Annotated in this window: 20 protein-coding genes; 11 read left to right on the plus strand and 9 right to left on the minus strand. The window is 67.4% G+C overall.

Going from position 1 to position 25,219, the window contains the following annotated elements; translation table 11 throughout:
• Positions 1-16 precede the first annotated feature (16 nt).
• Positions 17-1,582, minus strand: coding sequence for an EAL domain-containing protein (locus AC0Z2B_RS13680; protein ID WP_476297277.1), 1,566 nt, complete (start codon positions 1,580-1,582; stop codon positions 17-19).
• Between the two features lie 645 nt (positions 1,583-2,227).
• Between AC0Z2B_RS13680 and AC0Z2B_RS13685 the strand changes: the two genes are divergently transcribed.
• The 7 genes from AC0Z2B_RS13685 (at position 2,228) to AC0Z2B_RS13715 (ending at position 9,734) form a co-directional block, all read left to right on the plus strand.
• On the plus strand, positions 2,228-2,554 hold the full coding sequence (locus tag AC0Z2B_RS13685; protein ID WP_476297279.1) for a hypothetical protein: 327 nt from the start codon (positions 2,228-2,230) through the stop codon (positions 2,552-2,554).
• On the plus strand, positions 2,551-2,826 hold the full coding sequence (locus AC0Z2B_RS13690; RefSeq protein ID WP_416424854.1) for a hypothetical protein: 276 nt from the start codon (positions 2,551-2,553) through the stop codon (positions 2,824-2,826). The genes AC0Z2B_RS13685 and AC0Z2B_RS13690 overlap by 4 nt, the downstream gene beginning before the upstream one ends.
• 353 nt (positions 2,827-3,179) lie before the next feature.
• Positions 3,180-4,223, plus strand: coding sequence for an ABC transporter substrate-binding protein (locus AC0Z2B_RS13695; RefSeq protein WP_476297281.1), 1,044 nt, complete (start codon positions 3,180-3,182; stop codon positions 4,221-4,223).
• 14 nt (positions 4,224-4,237) lie between these two features.
• The gene (locus AC0Z2B_RS13700; protein ID WP_476297283.1) at positions 4,238-4,855 is read left to right on the plus strand and encodes a glutathione binding-like protein; all 618 of its coding nucleotides are present in this window, start codon (positions 4,238-4,240) and stop codon (positions 4,853-4,855) included.
• A 10-nt stretch (positions 4,856-4,865) separates the two neighbouring features.
• Complete coding sequence (locus tag AC0Z2B_RS13705; RefSeq protein WP_476297285.1) at positions 4,866-5,915, plus strand: AraC family transcriptional regulator; 1,050 nt, start codon at positions 4,866-4,868, stop codon at positions 5,913-5,915.
• A gap of 128 nt (positions 5,916-6,043) precedes the next feature.
• Complete coding sequence (locus AC0Z2B_RS13710) at positions 6,044-8,398, plus strand: TonB-dependent receptor (protein WP_476297287.1); 2,355 nt, start codon at positions 6,044-6,046, stop codon at positions 8,396-8,398.
• Positions 8,399-8,405: 7 nt separating this feature from the next.
• Complete coding sequence (locus AC0Z2B_RS13715) at positions 8,406-9,734, plus strand: LLM class flavin-dependent oxidoreductase (protein ID WP_476297289.1); 1,329 nt, start codon at positions 8,406-8,408, stop codon at positions 9,732-9,734.
• An 8-nt stretch (positions 9,735-9,742) separates the two neighbouring features.
• Here AC0Z2B_RS13715 and AC0Z2B_RS13720 read toward each other — a convergent pair whose 3' ends face one another.
• Positions 9,743-11,191 (minus strand): high affinity choline transporter 1, encoded by a 1,449-nt coding sequence (locus AC0Z2B_RS13720; RefSeq protein WP_476297291.1) that lies wholly within the window; start codon positions 11,189-11,191, stop codon positions 9,743-9,745.
• Positions 11,192-11,575: 384 nt separating this feature from the next.
• On the opposite strand from AC0Z2B_RS13720, the gene AC0Z2B_RS13725 reads away from it, so the two are divergent.
• Entirely contained in the window at positions 11,576-11,959 is a 384-nt protein-coding gene (locus AC0Z2B_RS13725) for a DUF2784 domain-containing protein (RefSeq protein ID WP_416424847.1), read from the plus strand.
• Here AC0Z2B_RS13725 and AC0Z2B_RS13730 read toward each other — a convergent pair.
• Together AC0Z2B_RS13730 and copM are read right to left on the minus strand one after the other, a co-directional pair.
• Positions 11,949-12,818, minus strand: coding sequence for an isocitrate lyase/PEP mutase family protein (locus AC0Z2B_RS13730; RefSeq protein ID WP_027980448.1), 870 nt, complete (start codon positions 12,816-12,818; stop codon positions 11,949-11,951). The genes AC0Z2B_RS13725 and AC0Z2B_RS13730 overlap by 11 nt on opposite strands.
• A 279-nt stretch (positions 12,819-13,097) precedes the next feature.
• The gene (gene copM, locus AC0Z2B_RS13735; RefSeq protein WP_416424846.1) at positions 13,098-13,421 is read right to left on the minus strand and encodes a CopM family metallochaperone; all 324 of its coding nucleotides are present in this window, start codon (positions 13,419-13,421) and stop codon (positions 13,098-13,100) included.
• A gap of 212 nt (positions 13,422-13,633) precedes the next feature.
• Here copM and AC0Z2B_RS13740 point away from each other — a divergent pair, with 212 nt between their 5' ends.
• From AC0Z2B_RS13740 to AC0Z2B_RS13750, 3 genes are read left to right on the plus strand one after another with little or no spacing between them, the layout of a single operon-like run.
• The gene (locus AC0Z2B_RS13740; protein ID WP_476297293.1) at positions 13,634-14,875 is read left to right on the plus strand and encodes an acyl-CoA dehydrogenase family protein; all 1,242 of its coding nucleotides are present in this window, start codon (positions 13,634-13,636) and stop codon (positions 14,873-14,875) included.
• A 35-nt stretch (positions 14,876-14,910) separates the two neighbouring features.
• Positions 14,911-15,957, plus strand: coding sequence for an NADP(H)-dependent aldo-keto reductase (locus AC0Z2B_RS13745; RefSeq protein ID WP_476297295.1), 1,047 nt, complete (start codon positions 14,911-14,913; stop codon positions 15,955-15,957).
• A gap of 17 nt (positions 15,958-15,974) precedes the next feature.
• Positions 15,975-17,378 (plus strand): LLM class flavin-dependent oxidoreductase, encoded by a 1,404-nt coding sequence (locus tag AC0Z2B_RS13750; protein ID WP_476297297.1) that lies wholly within the window; start codon positions 15,975-15,977, stop codon positions 17,376-17,378.
• Positions 17,379-17,383: 5 nt separating this feature from the next.
• Here AC0Z2B_RS13750 and AC0Z2B_RS13755 read toward each other — a convergent pair whose 3' ends face one another.
• The 5 genes from AC0Z2B_RS13755 to AC0Z2B_RS13775 all read right to left on the minus strand — a co-directional run bounded on the left by AC0Z2B_RS13755 (position 17,384) and on the right by AC0Z2B_RS13775 (position 25,110).
• Positions 17,384-20,650, minus strand: coding sequence for an acetyl-CoA carboxylase family protein (locus AC0Z2B_RS13755; protein ID WP_476297299.1), 3,267 nt, complete (start codon positions 20,648-20,650; stop codon positions 17,384-17,386).
• Entirely contained in the window at positions 20,647-22,338 is a 1,692-nt protein-coding gene (locus AC0Z2B_RS13760) for an AMP-binding protein (protein WP_476297301.1), read from the minus strand. Before AC0Z2B_RS13760 ends, AC0Z2B_RS13755 begins: the two co-directional genes overlap by 4 nt.
• Before the next feature lie 136 nt (positions 22,339-22,474).
• Complete coding sequence (locus AC0Z2B_RS13765; RefSeq protein ID WP_476297302.1) at positions 22,475-24,004, minus strand: FAD-dependent monooxygenase; 1,530 nt, start codon at positions 24,002-24,004, stop codon at positions 22,475-22,477.
• Between the two features lie 496 nt (positions 24,005-24,500).
• Positions 24,501-24,884: a hypothetical protein gene (locus AC0Z2B_RS13770; RefSeq protein ID WP_476297303.1), complete on the minus strand. Its 384-nt coding sequence runs from the start codon at positions 24,882-24,884 to the stop codon at positions 24,501-24,503.
• Positions 24,853-25,110, minus strand: coding sequence for a hypothetical protein (locus AC0Z2B_RS13775; RefSeq protein WP_416424839.1), 258 nt, complete (start codon positions 25,108-25,110; stop codon positions 24,853-24,855). The genes AC0Z2B_RS13770 and AC0Z2B_RS13775 overlap by 32 nt, the downstream gene beginning before the upstream one ends.
• Positions 25,111-25,219 lie beyond the last annotated feature (109 nt).

Raw genomic sequence — 25,219 nt, forward strand, 5'->3', positions numbered from 1 at the left:
GGCAGCTGCTACGGGGTCAGGCAACCGCTTTGCAGCGCTGGATGAACTGCCCCAGTTCATCAATCGGCATCGGCTTGCCGAAGAACCAGCCCTGGGCCAGGTGCACCCCGGCATCGCGCAGCACGTTGCGCTGGTGCTCGGTCTCCACCCCTTCGGCAATCATCTTCAGCTTCAACGAACGGGCGATCTCGATGATGTGGAACAGCAGCGGGCTGCTGCTGCGCGCCTCGCCGATCTCGTCGACGAAGGCCTTGTCGATCTTCAGGTAGTCAAGGTCGTAGGTGGCCAGGTACGACAGGCTCGAATTGCCGGTGCCGAAGTCGTCGATTGCCACCTTGAAGCCTTTCGCGCGAATCGACAGCAGCACTTCCCTGGCCTTGTCCGGCACCATCAGGCCGCGCTCGGTGGCCTCGATCAGGATGTTTTCCGAGGTGCCGCCCGAGGCGCGGATCAGCGCCTGCAGGCGTTGCTCGGTCTGCTCGGAGTGCAGGTCCTCGGCCGAGAAGTTGATGGCGATGTGGGTGTCGGGGTTGTCCTTGATCAGCTGCACCGAGTCGTTGGCGACCATCTCCATCACCTGCGCGGTGACCTGCTGGATCAGGCCGTTGGCCTCGGCGGCGGGAATGAACTCCATCGGGCTGATCAAGCCGCGCTCCGGCTGCTTCCAGCGAATCAGCGCCTCGGCGCCCACGCACCTGCCGCTGCGCAGGTCCATCACTGGCTGGTACAGCAGGAAAAACTCACGTCGGCGCAGCGCCCGCAACAGTTGCGACTTGAACGACAGCCGTTGGCGCACGCCCAAGTACAGCAGCACACCAACGATCAGCCCGGACAGGCCGCCCACCGCCAGGTAACCGGGCGCCACGGCCCACACCCTCTGCGTGACCCGCGCCTGGGGCATGGCGGCCAGCACCGAGGAGTCGCGGTCGGTGGAGGGCTGGATGAACACGTATTTGCCGTCGGCGAAGAAGGCTATGGGCTGCCGCTGGTACTGCGCCAGCCATTGCGGCTTGAACTCGCCGCGCGAGCGCACCACCACCTGGTCGCTGTTGCGGAAGTGAGTGATGTCGATGTCGGTCTGCTCGCCCACCACGTCCAGCACCAGGCTGGGCACGATAATCCCCGCGTAGCCGTCGTGCTCGTTGATCGCGAACACCTCGCCCGGCGCGTCCGGCAGCGTCACCCGGCTCCAGCGCCGGCCGCTGCTGGCGGTCACATGGCTGGCCGGCCCCAGGTCCACCTGCTGGCGCGCCGAGGGCAGGGTGGAACACAGCAGGCGGTCGCCCTGGATGTACGCCAGCCCTTGCAGGTAACTGGCCTCCAGCAGCAGGTGCTCCATCAGTGCCAGGTGGTCCGGCGAGCAGGGCGCCAGGCCGGCGTGTTGCTGGGCCGCCACCACCTTGTCGACCTGCGCCTGGGTGCTGGCGGAGCGGTGAATCACGTCGGCGGTAATGTCGGCCAGATAACCGCGCGCCACGTCGTGCCCGCTTTGCACGGCCAGGTAGGCCGACAGCGCCACGGCGCCGATGAAGATGCCGACCGCGGTGGCGGCGGCCAGTTTTCGCAAGGTCCTTCTGCGCATGGGGGTGGGGCTCGGGGGTGGGAATGGAGTGAAGCGTAGACGAGGCGGCACGCGGCGCACCCGGACGCGGCCCGGGCTGGTGTGCGCCGACTCTTGTAGCAGCGGCCGCAGGCCGCGTCCTGGCCCCTGAGTGCGCTGGAAATCTTCGGCGTGGAATAGGGCCAGCGCAGCCTGGCGGCAGCGGCTACGGTGAGCGCATTCCACGGGAGTGTGCGGTGTTTTCGGACGCGGCCTGGGGCCGCTGCTACAAGGTTGTGCCAGTAAGGCCAGATGCGGGCTTCGGAAATTTCCTAGGAAATTTCACACAAAATCTGGGATAATCATCCTACGCGCAGCAAATGATTACAAAATGTTTCTATCTTCGCTGTTTGTGGTTTTTGCTTGCGCCTTGATTTCAGGACGTCTACTCTCCGCCCGCCGTTGCCAATTCAACGGCCGGGTTTGGCCACCTGAGGAATCAAGGCGCACCAGCGCTTCCATGAGCACGCGGCAGTTGCATGTCTGCGTGAGGCTCTATGGCGGCTGTGCGCGGGAGGGCTTCGGCCCTGCCGGGTTCCTTGATCCCCGGTTGGCCAACCTGCGTTACAGCCGCCACCCCTTCGTTTGGCCACGAACGTGGCGGCTCCATGATCAAGGAGTCTGACGATGGTGAAAATAACCCCCGACCCACCCGATATCCCGCTCAGTGGCATAGACATGGACCTCAAGGACCTGCTCAGCCTGGCGCTGCTGCAAGGCCTGCCCACCAACCTGCCACGAGTCCCGCATTACCTGCATGCACTCAAGCGCACCCTCGACAGCGCTCATCAATCGCTGGATCTGCTGGAACGGCGCCTGCCTATTGTCGATGCAGTCGTCGCTGAAGAGCCCTTCATCCAGGAAGCGCTGGATGCCGTGCGCGGCCAGTTGTTGTTGAGCCATGTGCTGACTGACTCCGCCCTGAACCACTGCGCAGGAGCATCCACCTCATGACCGATTCATTCACTACTTACCACGCCTTTGGCCCCTGCGCGGGGGACCTGCCGATCCTGGCGGTGCGCGACGGTATGCCGGTAACCGAAGTGCTGACTCAGGCGTGCGAGTACATGAAGGGCGTGAGCGCCGGCGCTGCGGAGCTGGTCGAGAATTGTCCTGCACATCTACGCGCGCTGGCGCGTCAGGTGGAGCACGCAAGCGAAATCGCCCGGGCGTTGGTGGAGGCGTCGGTGGCGGGGTTGGAAAGGGCGAGCGCGGAACCCGCGTAGCAGCGGCCGCAGGCCGCGTCCTGGCCCCTGAGTGCGCTGAAGATCTTCGGCGTGGGAAAGGGCCAGTGCAGCCTGGCGGCAGCGGCTACGGGAGAGGTTTCCACGAGAGTGCGCGGTGTTTTTGGACGCGGCCTGTGGCCGCTGCTACAGGCCGCGTCACGGGAACGCTGCTGGCTCCCGGACGCGGCATGGTGATTATGCTTTTCAGGCATGGGCGGCGGCACTCAAGGCGGGTGCGGTATATGCATTAATCGCCTAACCACCAGGTTTTTTATTATTTTATTTTTAACCCTACACCAACCTATCGTGCGCCTCACTTCCACCTTTCCGCTGGAACCTGCAGGAGCACCGCCATGCCATCGTCCCGTATCTTCCGTCCGCTGTTCGCGCTTTCCCTCGCTGCCGCCCTGGTCTCCGGCGGCGCCTGGGCCGATGACGTCAAGGAGATCCGCATCGCGGTGCCGGACATCAGCGCCGGTCCCACGCCCAGCGGCGCCGGTATCACCGATGTGCTGCGCGACCAGCAGAGCCTGGAGAAAGAGTTCGCCAAGGACGGCATCAAGGTGCGCTGGGACTTCTTCAAGGGCGCAGGGCCTGCGATCAACGAGGCGTTGGCCAACGGCCAGGAAGATTTCGCCTACCTGGGCGACCTGCCAGCCATCGTCGGCAAGGCCAGCGGCCTCGACACGCGCCTGTTGAGCGCCACCGCCCGCGACATCAAGCTGTACCTGGCGGTGCAGCCGGGCAGCGGCATCACCTCGCTGGAAGCGTTGAAGGGCAAGCGCGTGGCGATTTTCCGTGGCACCGCCACGCAGTTGTCGTTCGCCTCGGCCCTGGCCAGCCGCGGCCTGAAGGAGAGCGACTACAAGGTCATCAACCTCGACTACAACGCCGCCAACACCGCCCTGGTGGCCAAGCAGATCGACGCCACCTGGGCCGGCGCCGGGCTGATCGCGCTGAAGGCCAAGGGCCTCGCCGAACTGCCGCTGACCACCGTTGACCTGGGCGGTGCCGGCAGCGTGCAGACCGTGCTGCTGGGCCGCGGCGCCTTTGTCGACGCGCATCCGGACCTCACCGCGCGCCTGCTCAAGGCCCAGCAACCGGCCGTGGCCTGGCTGCGTGACGAGGCGCACAAGCAGGCCTACGTCGATCTGGTGTCGCGCCTGGCCAGCTACCCAGCGGCTATTCTTGCCACTGACGCCGCCGACCAGTCGTTCGCGCGCATCTTTGACCCGCAGCTGGACAGCAGCTTCACCGGCAACCTGCAGCACAGCGTCGACCTGGCCTTGCAGGCACGGCTGATTCGCAAGGGCTTCCAGGTCAGCAGCTGGGCCCAGCCGCAGTACCTGAACGCGGCGCTGCAAGCCGCGCCGGACGCCACCCAAGCCAGCCGCTAAGCCGAGGACCTGCCATGACCACCCTGTTCATCTACCCGGGCGCCTGCTCACTCGCCGCCCACGTCGTTATCGAAGAGCTGGGCTTGCCCATCGAGGTCGAGCAAGTCAGCCTGACCCCCGACTCGCCGTACCGCCAGCTCAACCCCCAGGGCCGCGTGCCGGCCCTGCTGCTGGACGACCAGACCCTGCTGACCGAGAACACCGCGCTGCTGCCATACCTGGCCGACCTGCGCCCCGGCACGCCGCTGTTCGCACCTGCCGGCAGCGTGGAGCGGGCGCAGATCCAGGGCTGGCTGGGCTACCTGGCCACCGAGGTGCACACCGGCGCCTTCCGCAGCATCAACCGCCCCGAGCGCTTCACCCCGGATGAGCAGGCCTACGCCGGCATCCGCAGCAAAGGCCTGGAGCGCCTGGCCGAGGCGCTGAAACCCATCGAGGCGCGCCTTTCGGGCCAGGACTGGCTGGTGGGCAACCGCTTCACCATCGCCGATGCCCACCTGGGCGTATTTGTCGGCTGGAGCGCCCGTGCCGGCACGCTGCTGCAGGCGTTCCCGGCGCTGCAGGCGTTCCTGGGCCGCTACCGCGCCCGTGAAGCCGTGGCGCGCACCCTGGCCGCCGAAGGGCTGGCCTGAGGAGCTGCCGATGTCGACGCTGCACACCATCGCCACCTGGGCCCAGGTGATTGCCCGCACGCTGGAGGCGCGTGGCATCGCCAGCGCGCCGCTGCTGCGCGAGGCCGGCATCGGCCCCTGCAACCTGCACGACCCCAACCAGCGCATCGCCCTGGCATCCATGAGTGCGTTCTGGCGTGCGGCGCGACGGGCCAGCGCCGACGAATGCTTTGGCCTGGGCGTGGCGGCGTGCAGCTACCCCACCGATTTCCACGGCCTGTACTTCGCCGCGCAAAGCAGTGCCACCTTCATCGAGGCGCTGGAGCGTGGCGTGCGGTTCGCGCCGGTGATCACCACGGCGACGCTGCTGACCCTGGTGCGCGGCCCGCAGGTGACGCGGCTGATCTACGGCGTGCCCGACGGTGCGCAGGTGGAGCAGGTGGCCAGCGAGGCGTCTATCGCCTGTTCGGTGCGGTTCACCCGCCAGACCTGGCCGGGCATGCCCATCGTGCAAGGCGTGCACCTGGCCCGGCCCACCCCGGCCGACCCCCAGCGCTGGGAGGAGCTGCTGGGCTGCCCCATCCAGTTCAACGCCGCCGACAATGCCATCGACTACAACAACCGCTGGCTGCACACGCCGCTCAACACCGCCAACCTCGACGTTGCCCAGGGCCTGGACGCGGTGCTGGATGGCTACCTGGAACGCCAGCGCAGCCTGAACCTGCCCGAGCGGGTGCGCGCCGCCATTCTCCGTGACCTGCCCCTGGGCGAGGTGCAACAGAGCCGGGTGGCGGACGAGCTGGGCATGAGCGTGCGCAACCTGCACCGCCACCTGCTCAAGCACGCCACCAGCTTCAAGGCGCTGCTCGACGACTGCCGGCGCCAGCTGGCCTTCAGTTACCTGCGCCGCACCGACTGCTCCATCAACGAGATCTGCTACCGCCTGGGCTTCAACGAACCCAGCAGTTTCAACCGCGCGTTCCGCCGCTGGACCGGTGCCAGCCCCGGCCAATGGCGCCGCCATGACCAGGGTACGGCGCCGCTGCCGGCGCCTGCGCAGCACCTGTCCATCGCCGTCTGACCCGGTGGCCGAGGCGGACCATGGTTTGTCCGCCCAGGCCCCAAATCTTCCAGTACCGCTGCCTAGCATGGGCACCCTGAACGTGCATTTGGCCTACGTCGCCGCACGCCACCAAGGAGCCTTCGCCCATGCTGTCACGTTACGCGGCCACCACGGCCCACCGCCTCAAACCCCTGAGTCTGTCGCTGGCCATCGCCTTGCCGGGGGCGCTGTGGCACGGCGCCAGCCAGGCGGCCGATGACACCCCGGCAACCCCCGACAGCGCCCAGGCCGACAGCACCGGCAGCCCGCGCCTGGCGCCGGTGACCGTCACCGCGCGGCGCCGCGCCGAGGCCTCGCAGGATGTGCCCACGCCCATCACCACCCTCAGCGGCGAGCAGCTGGAAAGCCAGCGCCTGTACAAGATCCAGGACCTGCAGCAGACCCTGCCCAGCGTCAACGTGGCCTATGTGCATGCCCGGGTGTCGAGCTTCGCCGTGCGCGGCATCGGCAACAACCCGGCCAGCGACGGCCTGGAAGGCAGCGCCGGCATCTACCTGGACAACGTCTACCTGGGCCGCCCGGGCATGGCCGCTTTCGACATGCTCGACGTCGACCAGCTGGAGCTGCTGCGCGGCCCCCAGGGCACGCTGTTCGGCAAGAACACCACGGCCGGGGTGCTCAACATCACCACCAAGGCGCCTACCTTCACCCCCGAGCGCAGCGTGGAAGTGTCGGGCGGCCAGGACGGCTATTTCCAGGGCAAGGGCACGGTGTCCGGGCCGCTGGCCGACACCCTGGCCGGGCGCCTGTCGTTCTACCGCACCCGCGACGACGGTTACCTGGACAACAAGCACGACAGCCGCACGCTGCTGGGCGGCGAGCGCGAAGGCCTGCGCGGGCAGCTGCTGTTCAAGCCCGACGACGATTTCAGCCTGCGCTGGATCAACGAATACAACAGCGAGAACTCCAGCAGCGGCAGCAGCGTGATCTACGGCGCCGGCCCGCTGTTCTGGCGCCGCGCCACGCTGGTGGGCGCCAACCCGATTCTGGGCCACAGCAACATCGACGGCCGCCAGAACGTCAGCGTGCACCAGAACGGCAGTTCGCTTGAAGCCAACTGGAACCTGGCCGGCGGCTACACGTTGACCTCCATCAGCGCCTACCGCTATTGGCACTTCAACCCGGCCAACGACGCCGACCAGCTCGACGTGCCGGTGCTTCGCGACTTCGGCTACGAGGTGCACGACCGCCAGTTCTCCCAGGAAATTCGCCTGGCCTCGCCCAAGGGCGAACACTTCGACTACGTGCTGGGCGCCTACGCCTTCAAGCAGAACCTGGGCAACCGCATCTTCACCGACTTCGGCCCGCTGGCCGACCTGGACCTGATCGGCGCCAACCTCAATGCGCTGAACAACCTCGACAGCAAGGTCAACGGCAAGGTCGACACCGAGAGCTACGCGCTGTTCGCCCAGGGCACCTGGCACCTGACCCCGCGCCTGGACTTCAGCGCCGGGCTGCGTGGCACCTATGAAGAGAAGGAGGCCAACGTGCAGCGCTACGCGCCCACCGGTGGCGGCGCAGCAGTGGTGATTCCCGGCGTGGTCGACGGCAACGCCATCCGCGCCAGCCAAGTGGGTGCCTACGACAGCGGCAACCTGCACCTGCACAACGCCGCGCCGTCGATGCTGGCCAGCCTGAGCTACCGCTTCACCGACGACGTGCTGGGCTACACCTCCTTGTCCCATGGCGAGAAGTCGGGCGGGGTGAACCTGGCCGTGGCCTCGGCCCCTAGCGCCGGCGCCGAGTCACTGCTGGTAGGGCCGGAACGCGCCAACGACGCCGAGCTGGGCATCAAGAGCCAGCTGTTCGACCACCGCCTGCAGCTCAACGCCAACCTGTTCTGGACCGGCGTCAACGGCTACCAGGCCACCACCTACTACCAGCCGCTGGGCGCGCTCACCGGCTACCAGCTGCTGACCAACGCCGGCAGCGTGCGCTCGCGCGGGCTGGAGTTCGAGGCCACGGCGGTGCCGGTGCGCGGCCTGACCTTGAACTTCAACGGCTCGTTCAACGACGTCACCTACCTATCGTTCAAGGACGCGCCGTGCCCGGCGGAAAACACCACGGCAGCCACCTGCGACCTCAGCGGCCAGCGCGTGGCCGGCGCCTCGCGCTGGATCGGCAACCTCAATGGTGAATACAAGTGGCTGCGTATCGACGGCATCGAACCCTACGCCACCGCCAGCTACGCCTACCGCTCCGCCAGCCAGGGCACCCTCGACAACTCCGAGCTGGCGCGGATCGACGGCTACGGCCTGGCGAACTTCTCGGTGGGTGCGCGGGTGGGCTACGGCGACGGCCTGATCGACGCCTCGCTGTGGGTCAAGAACGCCTTCGACCGCGAGTACTACCTGGCCGTGGGCAACGGCTCCAACGGCCTGTACACCGCCTCCCCGGGCCAGCCGCGCACGGCTGGCATCACCCTGCGCTACGACTTCTGAGGTGCACATGAGCAACAGACAAATGAGCCTGGGCGCGTTCCTGATGGGCAGCGGCCACCACGTCGCCGCCTGGCGCCACCCGCGCGCCTGGGCTGGCGGCAACCTGGACTTCGCGCACTTCAAGCGCCTGGCGCAGACCGCCGAGCGCGGCAAGTTCGACGCGATTTTCTTCGCCGACAACCTGGCCCTGATGGGCTCGCCGGAGCTTGGCCAGTACACCACCGCCGGCGACGTCTTCGACCCGCTGGTGCTGCTGTCGGGGCTGGCCACGGTCACCGAGCGCATCGGCCTGGTGTCCACCGTGTCCACCAGCTACAACGCGCCGTACCTGCTGGCGCGCAAGTTCGCCTCCCTGGACCACTTGAGCAACGGCCGCAGCGCCTGGAACCTGGTGACCTCGGCCACCGACCTGGAAGCGCTGAACTTCGGCCGCGAGGAGCATTTCGAACACGGCGACCGCTACCAGCGCGCCGAGGAATTCATCGACGTGGTCACCGGCCTGTGGGACAGCTTCGAGGACGACGCCTTCGTGCACGACAAGGCCAGCGGCGTGTACTTCCAGCCGCACAAGCTGCACACCCTGGGGCACCGGGGCGACTACTACCAGGTGCGCGGGCCGCTGAACATTCCGCGCACGCCGCAAGGCCACCCGGTGTTGATCCAGGCCGGTTCCTCCGAGCCGGGCAAGGCGTTGGCGGCGCGCACCGCCGAGGTGGTGTTCACCGCGCAGCAGACCTTGGGCAACGCCCAGGCCTTTTACGCCGACCTCAAGGGCCGGCTGGCGGCCCATGGCCGTGGCCGCGACGAACTGAAGATCATGCCGGGTATCTCGCCGGTGATCGGCCGCAGCCAGGGCGAGGCCGAGGATATTTTTGGCGAGTTGCAGGCGCGGCTTGATCCGCGGGTAGGGCTGGGGCTGTTGGCGGGGATGGCCGGTGGCGTGGACCTGTCAGGGCATGACCTGGACGGCCCGTTGCCGGAGCTGCCGGTGAGCAACGCCATGCAGAGCCGCCAGGCGTTGTTCATCGACCTGGCGCGGCGGGAGAACCTGAGCATTCGCCAGCTGTACCTGAAGGTGGCGGGCGCCCGTGGGCACCACACCGTGATCGGCACGCCGCAGGCGGTGGCCGATACCCTGGAACAGTGGTTTGTGGAAGGGGCGGGTGACGGCTTCAACATCATGCCGCCGATACTGCCGGGCGGGCTGGACGATTTCGTCCAGCAGGTGGTGCCGATCCTGCAGCAGCGCGGGCTGTTTCGCCGCGAGTACAGTGGCACCACCCTGCGCCAGCATTTGGGGCTGGCGCGGCCCGGCAATCGTCATGCCGGGCCCTAGGGCGCGGGTCAGTTGCTGGCCACGGCGCCGTCGAAATCCTGTTCGCTGTCGCGCTTGTTCAGCGGCGGCAGCAGCGAGCCGATGATCATGCCCAGGGCGCTGATCAGCAGGCCGGCCAGTTGCGGCGGCCACAGGTCGCCGTCCTGGTGGGTGAATTCCAGCAGGCCCCAGGAGCTCAGGCCGAAGATGATCGCGATGATCGCGCCCTGGTTGGTGGCGCGTTTCCAGAACAGGCCGAAGAACAGTGGCACCACGGCGGCGACCAGGGTCACCTTGTAGGCGTTGCCCACCATCTCGTAGATGCTGGAGTTGGAGTACAGCGCGAACAGGCAGGTGAGGGCGGCGCCCACGGCGATGGTGATGCGCATGGCCAGCAGGAACTGGCGGTCGGTCATGTTCGGGCGCATGCGCTTGAGCACGTTCTCGGTGAAGGTCACCGACGGCGCCAGCAGGGTGCCCGAGGCAGTGGACATGATCGCCGACAGCAGCGCGCCGAAGAACATGATCTGCGCGAACAGCGGGGTGCGTTCCATGATCAGGCGCGGCAGGATCATCTGCGCGTCGGTGTCCAGCAGGTCGCTGACCATTTGCGGGTCGATCATGGAGGCGGCGTAGGTCAGGAAGATCGGCAGCATGCAGAAGGTCAGGTAGCAGCAAGCGCCGGCGATGGAGGCGCGCGAGGCGATTTTCTCGGTCTTGGCCGACATCACCCGGGCGTACACGTCCTGCTGGGGAATGGAGCCGAACATCATGGTCACCGCCGCGCCCAGGAAGCCGAGGATGTCCTTGGCCGAGGTGCTGTGCACCATGGTGAACTTGCCGGCTGCCGCCGCATGTTCGATCACGTGGCCTGCGCCGCCGGCCATGCTGCCCAGCAGGTAGGTGAGGTACACCAGGCCGCAGACGATGATCAGCATCTGCATGGAGTCGTTCATGGCCACCGACCACATGCCGCCGAACAGGGTGTACACCAGCACGATGCCGGTGCCCAGCAGCATGCCTTCGGTGGTGCTGATGGCGCCGTCGGAGAGCACGTTGAACACCACGCCCAGGGCGGTCAGTTGCGCGGCGATCCAGCCCAGGTACGAACCGATGATCACCAGGCTGACGAACAGCTCCACCTTCGGCCCGTAGCGTTTGCGGAAGAAGTCACCGATGGTCAGCATGTTCAGGCGGTACAGCGGGCGGCAGAACACCAGGCCCACCAGCATCAGGCAGCCGAACGAGCCGAAGGGGTCTTCGATGATGCCCGAGAAGCCGTTTTTCATGAACGCGGCGGGAATACCCAGCACCGCTTCGGAACCAAACCAGGTGGCGAACACCATGGCGGTTACCACGGGGAAGGACATGCTGCGGCCAGCCGCCGCAAAGTCCTTGGAGTTCTTGACACGAGTGGAGGCGTAGAAGCCGACACTCACAGTGATCAGCAGGTAAACCGCGACAAACCAGATCAGCATGTGTTCTTCCCGTTCGCACGCGCAGCCTGGCCAGGGCGAAAACCTGGGCACACGCTGGCGAGGCGCTAGACAAAATTGTTTTTTTTGGACGCGTACGGGGTCTCAGGCGGGTGAGGGTGGCCAGGGGCTGGCGGTGCTCGCCCGGTGATGTCCGGTACAACGGGTCGGCAGTGTGCCAAACGCGTCAAATATGTCAAACGTTTACAGCGTGCTAGCGGAAAATTAGCGACGTCGTTTTTGATAAAAGCAGCATAACTATATGATTAATAACGAATTAAATTGCCAGATATTTTGGTCGGCTTGTCAATAATTCTGGACCTGTACCGCCCTTGATCCTGCCCGTGCCAAGGCCGACAATGGCGCAAACAACGCGCAAGGATTCCCATGTTCTATTCCATGGCAGCCAACGGACTGGTGCTGTTTCACGGCCTGTTCATTATTTTTGTACTGCTGGGCGGGCTGTTGCTGCTCAAGTGGCGGCGGCTGATCTGGCTGCACCTGCCGGCGGCGGCCTGGGGCGTGGCGGTGGAGGTGTTTCACCTGACCTGTCCGCTGACGTACTGGGAGAACCTGATGCGCCTGCAGGCGGGGCAGCAGGGCTATGCGGGGGGGTATGTGGAGCACTACCTGCTGCCAGTGATCTACCCGGCCGGGCTGACGGCGGGTATCCAGCTGGTGCTGGGCAGCGTGGTGCTGCTGATCAATGGCACGGTCTACTGGCGGTTGTGCCGCCGGTGGCGTGGTGAAGCGTTGCGGCCTATTCCTTGACGTCCATGAACTCGCGTGCCCAGGCCACGTAGCTCTCAGGCAGGGTGTAGGTGTGGGTCAGCTCGGTGGCACTCAGGTTCTGGGTGCTGCGGGTGAGCTTGCGCTGTTCGCGCAGGGAGTCGTAGGTGGCCTTGATGGCGGCGAAGTAGGCGCCGTGGCCATCGACGCTGATGCGCACGCCCAGTTTCGCCAGGCGGTCGTCGTCCTGCAGCGCCGGGTTGCCGTAGGTCACCAGCATCAGCGGCACGCTGAGGTGCTGGGCGATCTCTTCCAGGTGGTCGAAATCACGCACGCCCACCATGCAGATGCCATCGGCGCCGGCTTCCTGGTAGGCCTTGGTGCGGGCGATCACGTCTTCGGTGCTCAGCACGCCGGCGTGGGTGCGGGCGATGATGGTCAGTTCCGGGTCGATACGCGCTTCCAGGGCGGCCTTGATCTTGCCGATGCCTTCGGCCACCGAGATCAGGTCGGTGGACTTGCGGCCGAATTGGGCAGGCAGCAGGGTGTCTTCGATGGTCAGCGCGGCGACGCCGGCGCGTTCCAGCTCGGCCACGGTGCGCATGACGTTGAGGGCGTTGCCGTAGCCGTGGTCGGCGTCGGCGATGAACGGCAGTTGGGCGACGCGGCCGATGCGCGTGGCCTGTTCGACGAATTCACTCAGGGTGATCAGCGCGAAGTCCGGGGCGCCCAGCACTTGCAGGGAGGCCACCGAGCCGCCGAGGATGCCGACTTCAAAGCCCAGGTCGGCGGCGATGCGCGCCGACATCGGGTCGAACACGGAGGCGGTGTGGAAGCAGGCGTTGGAAGCGAGCAGCTGGCGGAATGCGCGACGCAAACCTTGGTGGGAAATTCTGGGCATGAGCGCTCCTCAGTGTGGCATCAATCGGTTTTACCGTCCGGGCCAAGATGAAATGGTGGGAGACTATCACACGCAATAGTACCGTTGATGTCGTTTTCGCATCATTCGATGCGTGGGCGTTATCAACAGCTTAAACGTTTCAGGTATGAACAATCCCACCACTGATCGGCGATTATACAGTGCGAGATCAAGGACTTGTAGCAGCTGCCGCAGGCGGCGTCGGCGGTCCCCCAAACCAGGGTGGGTGGAGGAGACGCGGCCTTTGGCCGCTGCTACGGGTTACTTGGGTTGCTTGGCCAGCCAGGCCTTCATCTGCGCGATCTCGGCGTCCTGGGCCTTGATGATGCCCTCGGCCAGCTTGCGGATCTCCGGGTCCTTGCCGTACTTGAGTTCGGTCTTGGCCATGTCCACAGCGCCCTGGTGGTGGGGCAGCATGCCCTGCACGAACAGCACGTCGGGGTTGTCGCTGGTGGCGTTCATGTTCATGTCCGCCGACATGCCGTGGGCGGCGTGCTGGTACTCGGCCTTCATGGCGGCGTTGTCATCGGCGTAGGCAGCGCCGCACAAGGTGGTGGCGAGCATGAAACTCAAGAGTTTGATCACGGTGTGCTCCTGCTGGTGGAAAAGGTGCAGGGTAGACCTTGCCATGGGGGGAAGGTCAAGGCCAGGTGTACGCCCTGCAACAGCGTTCCCACACTCTGCCAGCCAGCCAACAAGCCACCTGCCGCAGGCCCCCTGGAAACACGGGCCCAGGGCCTTGGCACGCTCGCTGCAATGAGCTTCCCGGCGCGTCCCACCCCGCACAAGGAAGCCTCATGACTGCCCCGACCTACGAACACCTGCACCGGCGCTTCGCCGACGTCTTCACCCGCATCCAGGCCACCGCCGTGGCCCGCGAGCAGCAGCGCGAGCTGGCCCACGACGCCGTGGCCTGGCTGCGCGCGGCGGGCTTCGGTGCCTTGCGCGTGCCGGTGGCCCACGGCGGGCTGGGGGCTACTTTGCCGCAGCTGTTCCAACTGCTGATCGAGTTGGGCGCCGCCGACTCCAACCTGCCGCAGATCGTGCGCGCGCACTTCGGCTTCGTCGAAGGCCGGCTGTCCAGCCGCGACGCCGCGTCCCAGGCCTACTGGCTGCCCAAGGCCGCCGACGGCCAGCTGTGGGGCGCGGCCATGGCCGAGCGCAGCGACACCTCGCGCAACGCGGTGAGCCTGAGCGCCGCAGAGCCCGGCAACCGCGCGGCCGGCTGGCTGCTGGACGGCGAGAAGTACTACTGCACCGGCACCCTGTACGCCGACTGGATTGCCGCCATTGCCGTGGACGGCGACGACTTCGTCAGCGTCTCGGTGCCCACCGATGCCCCCGGCGTCACCGTGGAAGATGACTGGGACGGCTTCGGCCAGCGCCTCACCGGCAGCGGCACCACACGCTTCACGGCGGTGAAGGTGCCCGAGCAGCACGTGGTGCGGCGGTTCAAGAAGGACGAACTGCGCAACGAGTCCTACCTCAGCGCCTTCTACCAGCTGTTCCACCTGGCCACCCTGGCCGGCATCGCCGACGCGGTGCTGCGCGACGCCAGCGACTTCGTCCGTGGCCGCACCCGCGGCTTCGGCATTCCCGGCCAGTCCAGCCCCAAGGACGACCCCCTGGTGCAGCGGGTGATCGGCCGCCTGTCGAGCCTGGCCTACGCCGCCCGCACCCAGGTGCTGGCCGTGGCCCAGGTGCTGCAGGACGTGCACGAGGCGGAGCAGGGCGCGCGGGCAACCGAGGCGCATTACACCGAGGCCGAGATCCGCGCCTACCAGGCCCAGCAGATCGTGCTGGAGCAGGTGCTGGAGGCCACCACGCTGCTGTTCGAAGTGGGCGGCGCCTCGGCCACCAGCACCAGCCGGCGCTTCGACCGCCACTGGCGCAACGCCCGCACCCTGGCCTCGCACAACCCGGCCATCTACCGCGAGCGGGCACTGGGCAACTACTACCTCAACGGTGTCACCCCCCATGCCGCCTGGCGCAGCCTGCAGGCCGACGAAGCCGTGCACGACGAAGCCAGCGCGGTGTGACCTGCGCCTTTCATTGATTGCAAAAAGGATCACCCATGCGTTACCGCCAATTGGGCAACAGCGACATCAAGGTCAGCGTCCTGGGCCTGGGCACCATGACCTGGGGCCATCAGAACAGCGAGGCCGACGCCCACCAGCAGATCGACCTGGCCCTGGCCGAAGGCGTCAACCTGATCGACACCGCCGAGATGTACCCCACGCCCACCCGCGCCGAGACCTGGCGCACCACCGAGCGCTACATCGGCACCTGGCTGGCCGCCAGTGGCCGGCGCGCCGACGTGGTGCTGGCCAGCAAGGTGGTCGGGCCCTCGCGTGACGGCCAGCTGCACATTCGCGACGGCCTGAGCCGCCACGACCGGCGCAACATTGTCGAAGCCCTGGACGGCAGCCTCAAGCGCCTGAACACCGATTACCTGGACCTGTACCAGCTGCACTGGCCGGACCGCACCACCAATATCTTCGGCCAGCGCGAATACCCCTACGTCGACGACAGCCACAGCGTGGCCATCGAGGAAACCCTGGCGGTGCTGGCCGAGCAGGTGCAGGCCGGCAAGATCCGCCACATCGGCGTGTCCAACGAAACCCCGTGGGGCGTGGCCCAGTTCCTCAAGCACAGCGAGCGCCTGGGCCTGCCGCGCATCGTCAGCATCCAGAACCCCTACAGCCTGCTCAACCGCCTGTACGAGGGCGGCCTGTCGGAGTTCAGCCACCGCGAGGGCGTGAGCCTGCTGGCCTACTCGCCGCTGGCCTTCGGCGCGCTCACCGGCAAGTACCTGGGCGGCGCGCGGCCCGAAGGCTCGCGGCTGTCGGCGGTGTACCGCACCTTCAACCGTTATGACAGCGCCGCCGCCCAGGAGGCCATCGCCGGCTACGTCGGCGTGGCCCTGGAGCACGGCCTGACCCCGGCGCAACTGGCCCTGGCCTACCTGCTCGACAAGCCGTTCGTGGCCAGCGCGCTCACCGGCCAGACCAGCCTGGCACAGCTGCGCGACAACCTCGGCGCGCTGGACGTGGTGCTGAGCGCCGAGATCAAGGCGCAGGTGCAGGCCATCCACCAGCGCCTCCCCAATCCGGCCCCCTGAGCAAAGGAGTAAAGGCAGTGCCCAAGCAACTGCACGTCAACCTGTTCGAAATGAATTGCGTCAGCCACATCGTCCATGGCCTGTGGGTGCACCCGGAGAACAACCGCCACCGCTTCAACGACCTCGACTACTGGACCGAACTGGCGCAGCTGCTGGAACACGGCACCTTCGACGGTGTGTTCCTGGCGGATGTGATCGGCACCTACGACCGCTTCCGCGACGGCCCGGAAACCGCGCTGCGCGAAGCCATGCAGATCCCCAGCAACGACCCGCTGCTGGTGATTCCGGCCATGGCCGCGGTGACCCGCAACCTGGGCTTCGGCGCCACCTTCTCCACCACCTACGAACCGCCGTTCGCCTTCGCCCGGCGCATGAGCACCCTCGACCACCTGACCAAGGGGCGGGTGGGGTGGAACATCGTCACCTCGTACCTGCCCAACGCGGCGCGCAACTTCGGCCATGCCACCGAGGTGGTGCACGACCACCGCTACGAGATCGCCGACGAGTACCTGGACGTGCTCTACAAGCTGTGGGAAGGCTCGTGGGACGACGACGCCGTGGTGCAGGACCGCGAACGCCGGGTGTACACCGACCCCAGCAAGGTGCGCTACATCGACCACGTCGGCGAGCACTTCAAGGTGGCCGGCCCGCACCTGTGCCAGCCCTCGCGCCAGCGCACGCCGGTGCTGTTCCAGGCCACCGGCTCGCCGGCCGGAATCGCGTTCGCCGGGCGCCACGCCGAGGTGGTGTTCACCGGCGGCGAGGACACCCCGGCGGTGCGCGCCAACATCCACGCCATGCGCCAGCAGGCCATTGCCCACGGGCGCGACCCGGCGGGGCTGAAGTTCATCGTCATGGCCGGGGTGATCGTCGGGCGCACGGACGAGGAAGTCAGCCGCAAGCTCGACAGCTACCGCCAATTGATGAGCGTCGAGGCGTCGCTGGTGCACGCCCAGGCAGCCGTGGACCTGACCGCCTACCCGCGCGACACCTTGATCAGCGATTTGATCGAGCGCCAGGTCAAGGGCTGGGAAAGCCTGCAGCGCTACGTGCCGTCGACCACGGTGGGCGCGGTGCTGGCGCGGCTGGAGGGCTTCAACCGCGAGCGCTTCTTCGTCGCCGGCACGCCGACGGTGGTGGCCGACCAGATCGAGAAATGGCTGGACGAGGACGGCATCGACGGCATCAACCTGCGCCAGTACCTGACCTTCGAGACCGCCCGCGACTTCATCGAACTGGTGGTGCCGGAGCTGCGCCGCCGCGGCCGGTTCCGCGAGCGCTACAACGACGGCGAGACCCTGCGCGAACGGCTGTTCGGCGCCGGCAACGCGCGCCTGCCCCAGGACCATTTCGGCGCGCGCTACCGTGACCCGGCCACCCTGCGCGAGCCGGCGCGGCCGCTGCGTTTCCCGTCACCCTAGGCGCATTACCAGGTATCGACGAACCCCGGCGCGCTGCCGTGCTTTCGGGGCGGCAGGGCGTTCAGGCCGCGGATCAGCCAGGCGCGGGTGTCCTGCGGGTCGATCACGGCGTCGATCTCGAGAAAGCTCGCCATGTTGATGGCCTTGCCGTTCTGGTAGGCCTTGGCCACCAGCTTGTCGTACAGCGCCTGGCGCGCCTCGGGGCTGGGTTGCGCCGCCAGTTCCTTGGCGAAGCCCAGCTGCACCGCGCCCTCCAGGCCCATGGCGCCGAACTCGGCGCTGGGCCAGGCGATGGTGAACACCGGGCTGTGGAAGCTGCCGGCGGCCATGGCCTGGGCGCCCAGGCCGTAGCCCTTGCGCAGCACCACGGTGAAGAACGGCACGCTGAGGCTGGCGGCGGTGACGAACAGCCGTGACACATGGCGCACCGTGGCCTGCTGTTCCGCCGCCGGGCCGACCATGAAGCCGGGGGTGTCGCACAACGACAGCAGCGGCAGGCCGAAACGTTCACACAGCTGCATGAAGCGCGCGGCCTTGTCGCCGGCCGCAGCGTCGATGGCGCCGCCCAGGTGCAGCGGGTTGTTGGCCAGCAGGCCGAACGGCCGGCCTTCGATGCGCACCAGCGCGGTGATCAGCCCGGGGGCGAAGTCGCGGCGCAGTTCCAGGCAGGACGCCTCGTCCACCAGGGTGTCGATCAGCGTGCGAATGTCGTAGCCACGCAGGCGGTTCGCCGGGATGGCCTGGCGCAGCAGGCGCTGGTCGGCGCACTGCCAGTCGTTCAGCGGGCCCTGGAAGTAGGCCAGGTAACGCTTGGCCATCTCAACCGCCTGCGCCTGGTCGTCGACCAGCACGTCGATCACGCCATTGGCGCTTTGCACGTGACTGGGGCCGACTTCTTCGGCGCTGAAACGGCCCAGGCCACCGCCCTCGATCATCGCCGGGCCGGCCATGCCGATGCTGGCGTCGCGGGTGGCGATGATCACGTGGCAGCAGCCCAGCAGGGCGGCGTTGCCGGCAAAGCAGCGGCCCGAGACCACGCCCACCAACGGCACCTGCGCCGACAGCCCGGCCATGGCCACGAAGGTGTGGCAGTCCAGGCCCGCCACGCCAACGAAGTCGGTGTCGCCGGGGCGGCCACCGCCGCCTTCGGCAAACAGCACCACCGGCAGCTGCCATTCGCGCGCCAGGCCCAGCAGGCGGTCGGTTTTCTTGTGGTTCATCATGCCCTGGGTGCCGGCGAACACGCTGTAGTCGTAGGCCAGCACCAGGCAGCGCGCGGCCTGGGCGCCGAACAGCGCGGCGTTGACCGTGCCGGTGCCGGCCACCAGGCCGTCTGCCGGGCTCTGGGCGATCAGTTCTTCCAGGCTGCGCCGGCGGCGCTGGGCGGCCAGCGCCAGGTTGCCGTATTCGCTGAAACTGCCCGGGTCGAGCAGGTCGGCGAGGTTTTCCCGGGTGGTGCGCAAGCCCTTGGCGTGGCGCTTGGCCACAGCCTCGGGGCGGCGTTCGTCCAGCGTCAGCGCGTGTCGTTCCAGGGCCTCGGCGAGGTCGGCGCGCATTTCGTCAAGGTCCACGGCCCGTTCGTTATTGTCCTCGTCGGCGGCCAGGTCCGCTGGCTGCAGAATCAACAAGGGCTGGCCCTCGCTGATGGTGTCGCCAGGGCTGCCCAGCAACTGTTGGACGACGGCGTCGCGGTCGGCCTTGAGCACGAAATGCATCTTCATGGCTTCCAGCACGGCCAGCTCCTGGCCCTGGCGTACGTGGTCGCCGGGCGCTACTTCATGGCTGACCAGCACGCCCTGGCCCGGTGCGGCCGCCGCCACGCTGCCGGGTGGCAGTTGTAGCGGCGCCTGACTGAGCCCGGATGGCGCCACGGCGGCCGCGGCAAACAGGCTGGGGTGCGGCACTGCGGGCGCTGCCAGCAACGCCGGCAACTGGGCGCCGATGAAACCGGTGGTCAGCGCCTGCCGCGCCAGTTCCGGGCGCAGCAGCAGGTTCTGCAGCAAACCCAGGTTGCTGGCCACGCCCTCCAGGCGGAACTCGCACAGCGCCCGGTAGGCGCGGCGCAGCGCGGTGGGCAGGTCATCGGCGTGGACCACCAGCTTGGCCAGCAGCGAGTCGAAGCCGGGGTGGCTGTGCAGGCCGGCGTACCCGCAGCCGTCCACCCGCAGGCCGCTGCCGCTGGGCGGTTCATAGGCGCTGATCAGGCCGCCGCTGGCGCGCGCGCTGCCGTCGGCCTGCATGCGTTCCAGGTTGATCCGCGCCTGCACGGCCACGCCCTGGGCGCGCGGCGGCTCTGCCAGGCCCAGCTCGGCCAGGCTGTGGCCCTGGGCCAGGCGCAGCTGAGCCTGCACCAGGTCGACGCCAGTGATGGCCTCGGTGATGGTGTGTTCCACTTGCAGGCGTGGGTTGGCCTCCATGAACACGAACTGGCCGGCGGCCTCGTCGACGAGAAACTCGAAGGTGCCGATGCCCTGGTATTCGCAGGCGCGCGCCAGGCTCAGGGCGGCGTCCAGCAGCGCCTGGCGCAGGGCCGGGGCGAGGAAGGGCGCGGGGGCGATCTCCAGCAGCTTCTGGTGCTGGCGTTGCAGGCTGCAGTCGCGTTCCCACAGGTGGCTGACGGCGTGGCCGTCGCCGACCACCTGCACTTCGATATGCCGCGCGGCTTCGATCAGGCGCTCGGCGTACAGCGCGTCCTGGCCGAAGGCGGCCAGGGCCTCGGCCTGGCACAGCGGGAAGGCGGCCAGCAGTTCGGCTTCGCTGCGCACCGCGCGCATGCCACGGCCACCGCCGCCCGCCAAGGCCTTGAGCATGATGGGGCCGTGTTGCAGCAGCTGGCGCGCCGTGGCCAGGTCGATGGCACCGGCGCTGCCGGCGGCGATCGGCACGCCGCAGCGCGCGGCCAGGGCGCGGGCCTGGGCCTTGTCGCCCAGCAGCGCCAGGGCCTGGGGCGACGGCCCGACGAAGATCAGCCCGGCTGCCGCGCAGTCGCGGGCGAAGTCGGCATTTTCGCTGAGGAAACCGTAGCCGGGGTGGATGGCCTGGCAGCCGTGGTCACGGGCAACGGCGATCAGCTGCGCCCGGTCCAGGTAGGCCGGGGCGCCGCGGCCGCGCAGGGCCACCTGTTCGTCGGCCTTGCGCCGGTGCAGGGCGTCGCCGTCGTCTTCGCTGAACACGGCCACGCTGGTGATGCCCAGTTCGGCGGCGGCGCGGGCGATGCGGATGGCGATTTCGCCACGGTTGGCGATCAGCAGGCGGGTAATGGCTGGGGTCACAGTAGGGCTTCCAATTCCTGTTTCCTGACTTTGCCGGTGGCGGTCATGGGCAGGCCCTCGACCAGGCGCACCTGCGGGACTTTGTAGCGGGCCATGGCGCCCAGGCACCACTGCACCAGGCTGTCGGCGGTTTCCTCGCTGCCGGGCTTGAGCACGATGAAGGCCACCGGCTCCTGGCCGCGCACCGCGTGGGCGCGCCCCAGCACCGCGCTGGCCAGCACGGCGGGGTGCTGGCCCAGCAGCGCCTCCAGCTCGCTGGGGAACACGCTCATGCCGTTCACCTTGAGCATTTCCCGGCGCCGGCCCAGGTAGCGGATAAAGCCTTGTGCGCTGATCTGGCCGAGGTCGCCGGTGTGCAGCCAGCCGTCGCGCAGGGCCTGGGCGCTGGCGTCGGGACGCTGCCAGTAGCCTTTGAACAGGGCCGGCGAACGCACGCACAGCTCACCGGTGCTGCCCAGGGGCAGCAGCGCGCCGCTGTCGAAGTCGCACACCTTGAACTGCGTGCCGGGCACCGGCAGGCCGACGAACGTGGGGGCTTCGCGCAGGTCGAGGTCATCGGCCTGCAGGCCATAGGTGAAGGTGTCGCAGGTGTGGGTCTCGGTCATGCCGAAACTGAACTCGAACAGCGTGCAGCCGGTCAGCGCGTGCCAGCGCCGGCGGTAGTCCAGGGTCAGCTTCTTGATGAACGAGATCGCGCCCACCCGTTGCAGCGAACCCAGGTCGTGGTCCCCTGCCTGCGGGTGGTCCAGCACCTCGGCGAGGTTGTCCACCAGCATGCCGGTGTGGGTCACGCGGTAATGGGCCACGGCGGCCATGAACGCCAGCGGCTCCCAGCGCGCCAGCAGCACCAGGCTGCAGCCGCTGTAGAGGGGGAACAGCAAGCCGGCGTTTTCCCCGGCGATCCAGAACTGCGGCAGGAAGTTCAGGCTCACCGCGTGGCGGTCGCAGCCCAGGGCGGTGGGCACGAAGCTGGCGCAGGTGTAGAGCATGTCGCGGTGGGTGTGGATGCAGCCCTTGGGCAGGCCGGTGGTGCCGCCGGTGTAGTTGAGCGCGGCGATGTCGTCGAGCTGCACCGGGTGTGCGGGCACGGCGGCCTGGCAGGCGGCGAGCGCCGGATAGAAGTCCAGGGCGTCGGCCCCCGGCAGTTTAGGCGCCTTCAACAGCTCGGGGACGGGCAGCGTGGGCCGCGCCGGGCACAGTTCGCTGAGGCTGGTGGCGATCAAGGTGTGCAGGGCCGTGCGGTCGCGTATTTGCTGCACCAACGGCAGCAGTTGGTCGAGGCCGATCAGCACGGTGGCGCCGCAATCGCCAAGCTGGTGGGCCAGCTCCAGGTGCTGGGACAGCGGGCTGACCGGGGCGTGCACGGCGCCGCATTTGAGAATGCCGAGGAAGGCAATGTGCATTTGCGGGCAATTGGGCAGCAGCACGGCCACCCGGTCGCCCGCCGCCACGCCCAGGCTGCGCAGCAGCGCGGCGCAACGGTCGCTGAGCTGGTCCAGCTCGCGGTAGGTCAGGCTGTGGCCGTAGAAGTGCAGGGCCGGGTGGTCGGGCTGGACCGTTGCCCAATGACGCAGGTACTCGGTGAGCGGCCGTTCGCCCAGGGGGTATTGGGCGGTGCGGGGCACGTCGGCGGGCCAGGCCTGGGCCCAGCGTTGCTGTAGCTGTGCCAGGTAGGTTGCTTCGTCCATGGCGTGGCCTCGGCGGGGGCGGGTGGGGTCAGCTTAGCCATGTCCACCCTGTTGCCGGGGCAGGATCAGCCACGTGAATGCATGGCAATTTCCCGTAACCGCAGCCTGCGGCAGCGGCTACGCCTTCGCGGGGCAGCTACAGTGCCGGTGGGCGTCGGGCGCTGCGGGCCAGGTAGTCGGTGAGGGTGATGGCCAGGTGGTCGCCGGTGGCCAGGGCCACGTAGCCGTCCGGGCGGATCAGGTACAGGGCGTTGCGGGCGAAGCCGGTGTGGTCGAAGGCGGCTTGCCAGGGGAAGACGTGCAGGGGCAGGCCTTCGGCTTCGCACACGGCGCGCAGCTTTTCATCGGCGTCGCCGTACACGTGCACCTGCCATTCGATGGCTTTCAGCGGGGCGAAGTTGTCGGTGCCGTCGAAGGCCACCCAGGGCAGCCGATCGCCGCCGTGCACGTGGCCGGCGACGCCGTCGCTGAGGGCGCTGTGGCGGTAGTGCAGGGTGAGTTGCGCCACGGTGCGGAACAGCCAGTCGCGCACCGGGCCCAGGGCCAGCGCCCTGGGAATCAGCAGCGGCGCCAGGCGGGTGCGCAGCAGGTCCGCCATGGGCCCCTGGGCGGTGGCGAAGGTGAACACGCGGTCAGTGGTGGCCACCAGCTGCCGGGCGAAGCCGATGCGTTCCTGCTCGTAGCTGTCCAGCAGGCTGTCGTCGGCATTGCCCTTGAGCACGCTGGCCAGTTTCCACGCCAGGTTGATGGCGTCGCCGATGCCGGTGTTCATGCCCTGGCCGCCGGCCGGGCTGTGGATGTGCGCGGCGTCGCCGAGCAGGAACACTCGGCCATGGCGGAACTGTTCGGTGACCCGGTGGTGCACGTGGTAGGTGGAGAACCAGTTCAGTTGGTCCACCTGCACCTTGAGGTGGTCGATGGCGCGGCGGCTGATGTCTTCGAATTGCAGGCTGTCGGCCCGCGCGGCGCGCTCGTCGCGCACGGTGCCGATCAGCCGCGCGCGGCCGGTGCCGGACAGCGGGAACACGGCCAGGAAGTCGGCTTCGTCGAGGTCCACGTGCAGCTCGCCATTGAACGCCGGGCCTTGGCCGACCACGTCGGCGACGTAGAACACCTGCTGGTAGGTGCCACCAGGAAAGCCGCTGCCCAAAGCGTTGCGGGTGGTGGAGCGGGCGCCGTCGCAGCCGGCCAGGTAGCTGGCCACGCAGGACTCCAGGTGCCCGTCAGGGTGTTGCAGCTGCGCCAGCACCTGCTCGCCCTGGTCGACGAGGCCGCGCAGGGTCACGCCGCGCTCCACGCTGATGCCCTGGGCCTGCAGGCGTTCGATCAGCAGGCGCTCGTGTTCGTCCTGGGGGAAGATCTCCAGGAAGCTGTAGGGCGTCAGGCCTTCGCCGATGTTGGAGAACGGCAGGTGCGCGACCGCCGTGCCCTTGACCCACAGGTTGATGGCGGCCACGGTGTGACCGTGGCGCAGGATATGGTCGCTGAGGTCCAGCTGCTGGTAGAGCTCCAGGGTGCGGGCTTGTACCGCCAGGGCGCGGGAGGTGGTGCCGGGTTCCAGGGCCTGGTCGATGATGCGCGGCTGGATGCCCTGGGCGCTTAGCCACAGGGCCAGGGCAAGGCCGGTGGGGCCGGCACCGACGATGAGCACGTCGCAGCGTTGCATGGTGGTTACCTCGTGGACGGGGTAGGTTCCAGTATGGCAGGGCGTAACTTGATCTGCTTTTGATCCGGCTTTTGGGCTTTTGATCCGGCTTTTGATCTGGCTCTTGATCTGGCTTTTGATCTTGATTGTATGCCCCGTAAAGCGCCCGGGCCGACTGGAGGCGTCGATCAACGGGCTGCCCGAAGGGCCGAGGCCGCAGGCCGAAGAGACGGTAACCCGCAGGCTTCTATAGCGGGTGCCGTCTGCCCGTTGAGCGGCGCCGGAAGGAGGGGACCCGTAGCGCAGCGGAGGGCCCAAGCAGGGGCAAGCCTTTTTTGGTTACTTTTTGAGGCGTTTGTCAAAAAGTGACCCGCCGTAAGGGCGGAAAGGTGATTGTGCATCACCCTAGGTAATGGATATGTTCACGATATGTGGATCCCGCTTTTTAGGGTTTCGGACATATCCATTTTCGTGGTGCGACCACCGACCGTTCCGGCCTTACGCCGGGTCACTTTTTTCAGTCGAAAAAAAAGTAACCAAAAATTCTCGCCCCTGCTTGGGCCCTCCGCTGCGCTACGGGTCCCCTCCCTCCGGCGTCGCTCAAGCGGACGACGGCCCGGAATAGAAGCGCCTCCGGTTCCGTCTTCCTCGGCTCCGCCGAGGCCCGCTTGATCAACGCCTCCGGTCGGCCCGGGCGCTTAACGGGGCCAAGATCAAGATCAAGATCAAAAGCCAGATCAAAAGCCAGATCAAAAGCAAAGGCCAGATCAAAAACAGGATCAAAAGCCAGAGCCGGCATGGATCTCCGGGTTTGTCCGGGCATAAAAAAGCCCGGTTCAATGAACCGGGCCTGTTTGCCGCGCAGCATCTCAATAACGCTGATAGTCAGAACCAAACTCACGACGCACTTCCGCCACATAAATCGGCGCCTGTTGCTCCGCATGCTGGTGCGGCAGCACATGTTCGCTGCCGTTCTCGGCCATGCGCATGTTGCGGTCGCGGGCGTGTTCGGCGCCGTCCTGGGCCACGGTGGCCTGGGGGTGGCTGGTGACGGTCTGCGGGGTGGCGAAGGCGCTGCCGGTGGCCATCAGTGACAGGGCAAGGCTGAAGGTGATTACAGGTTTCATGGTGAGGCTCCAGAGTAGGTGGTGGAGAAGATGGAGCCAACTTTACGACCGGCCGCCGCGCAGGAAAAACTACCTGCGGGCATAGTGACTATCGATTTCGATGATTGCC

The organism is Pseudomonas sp. GYB4201 (genome assembly GCF_056312595.1).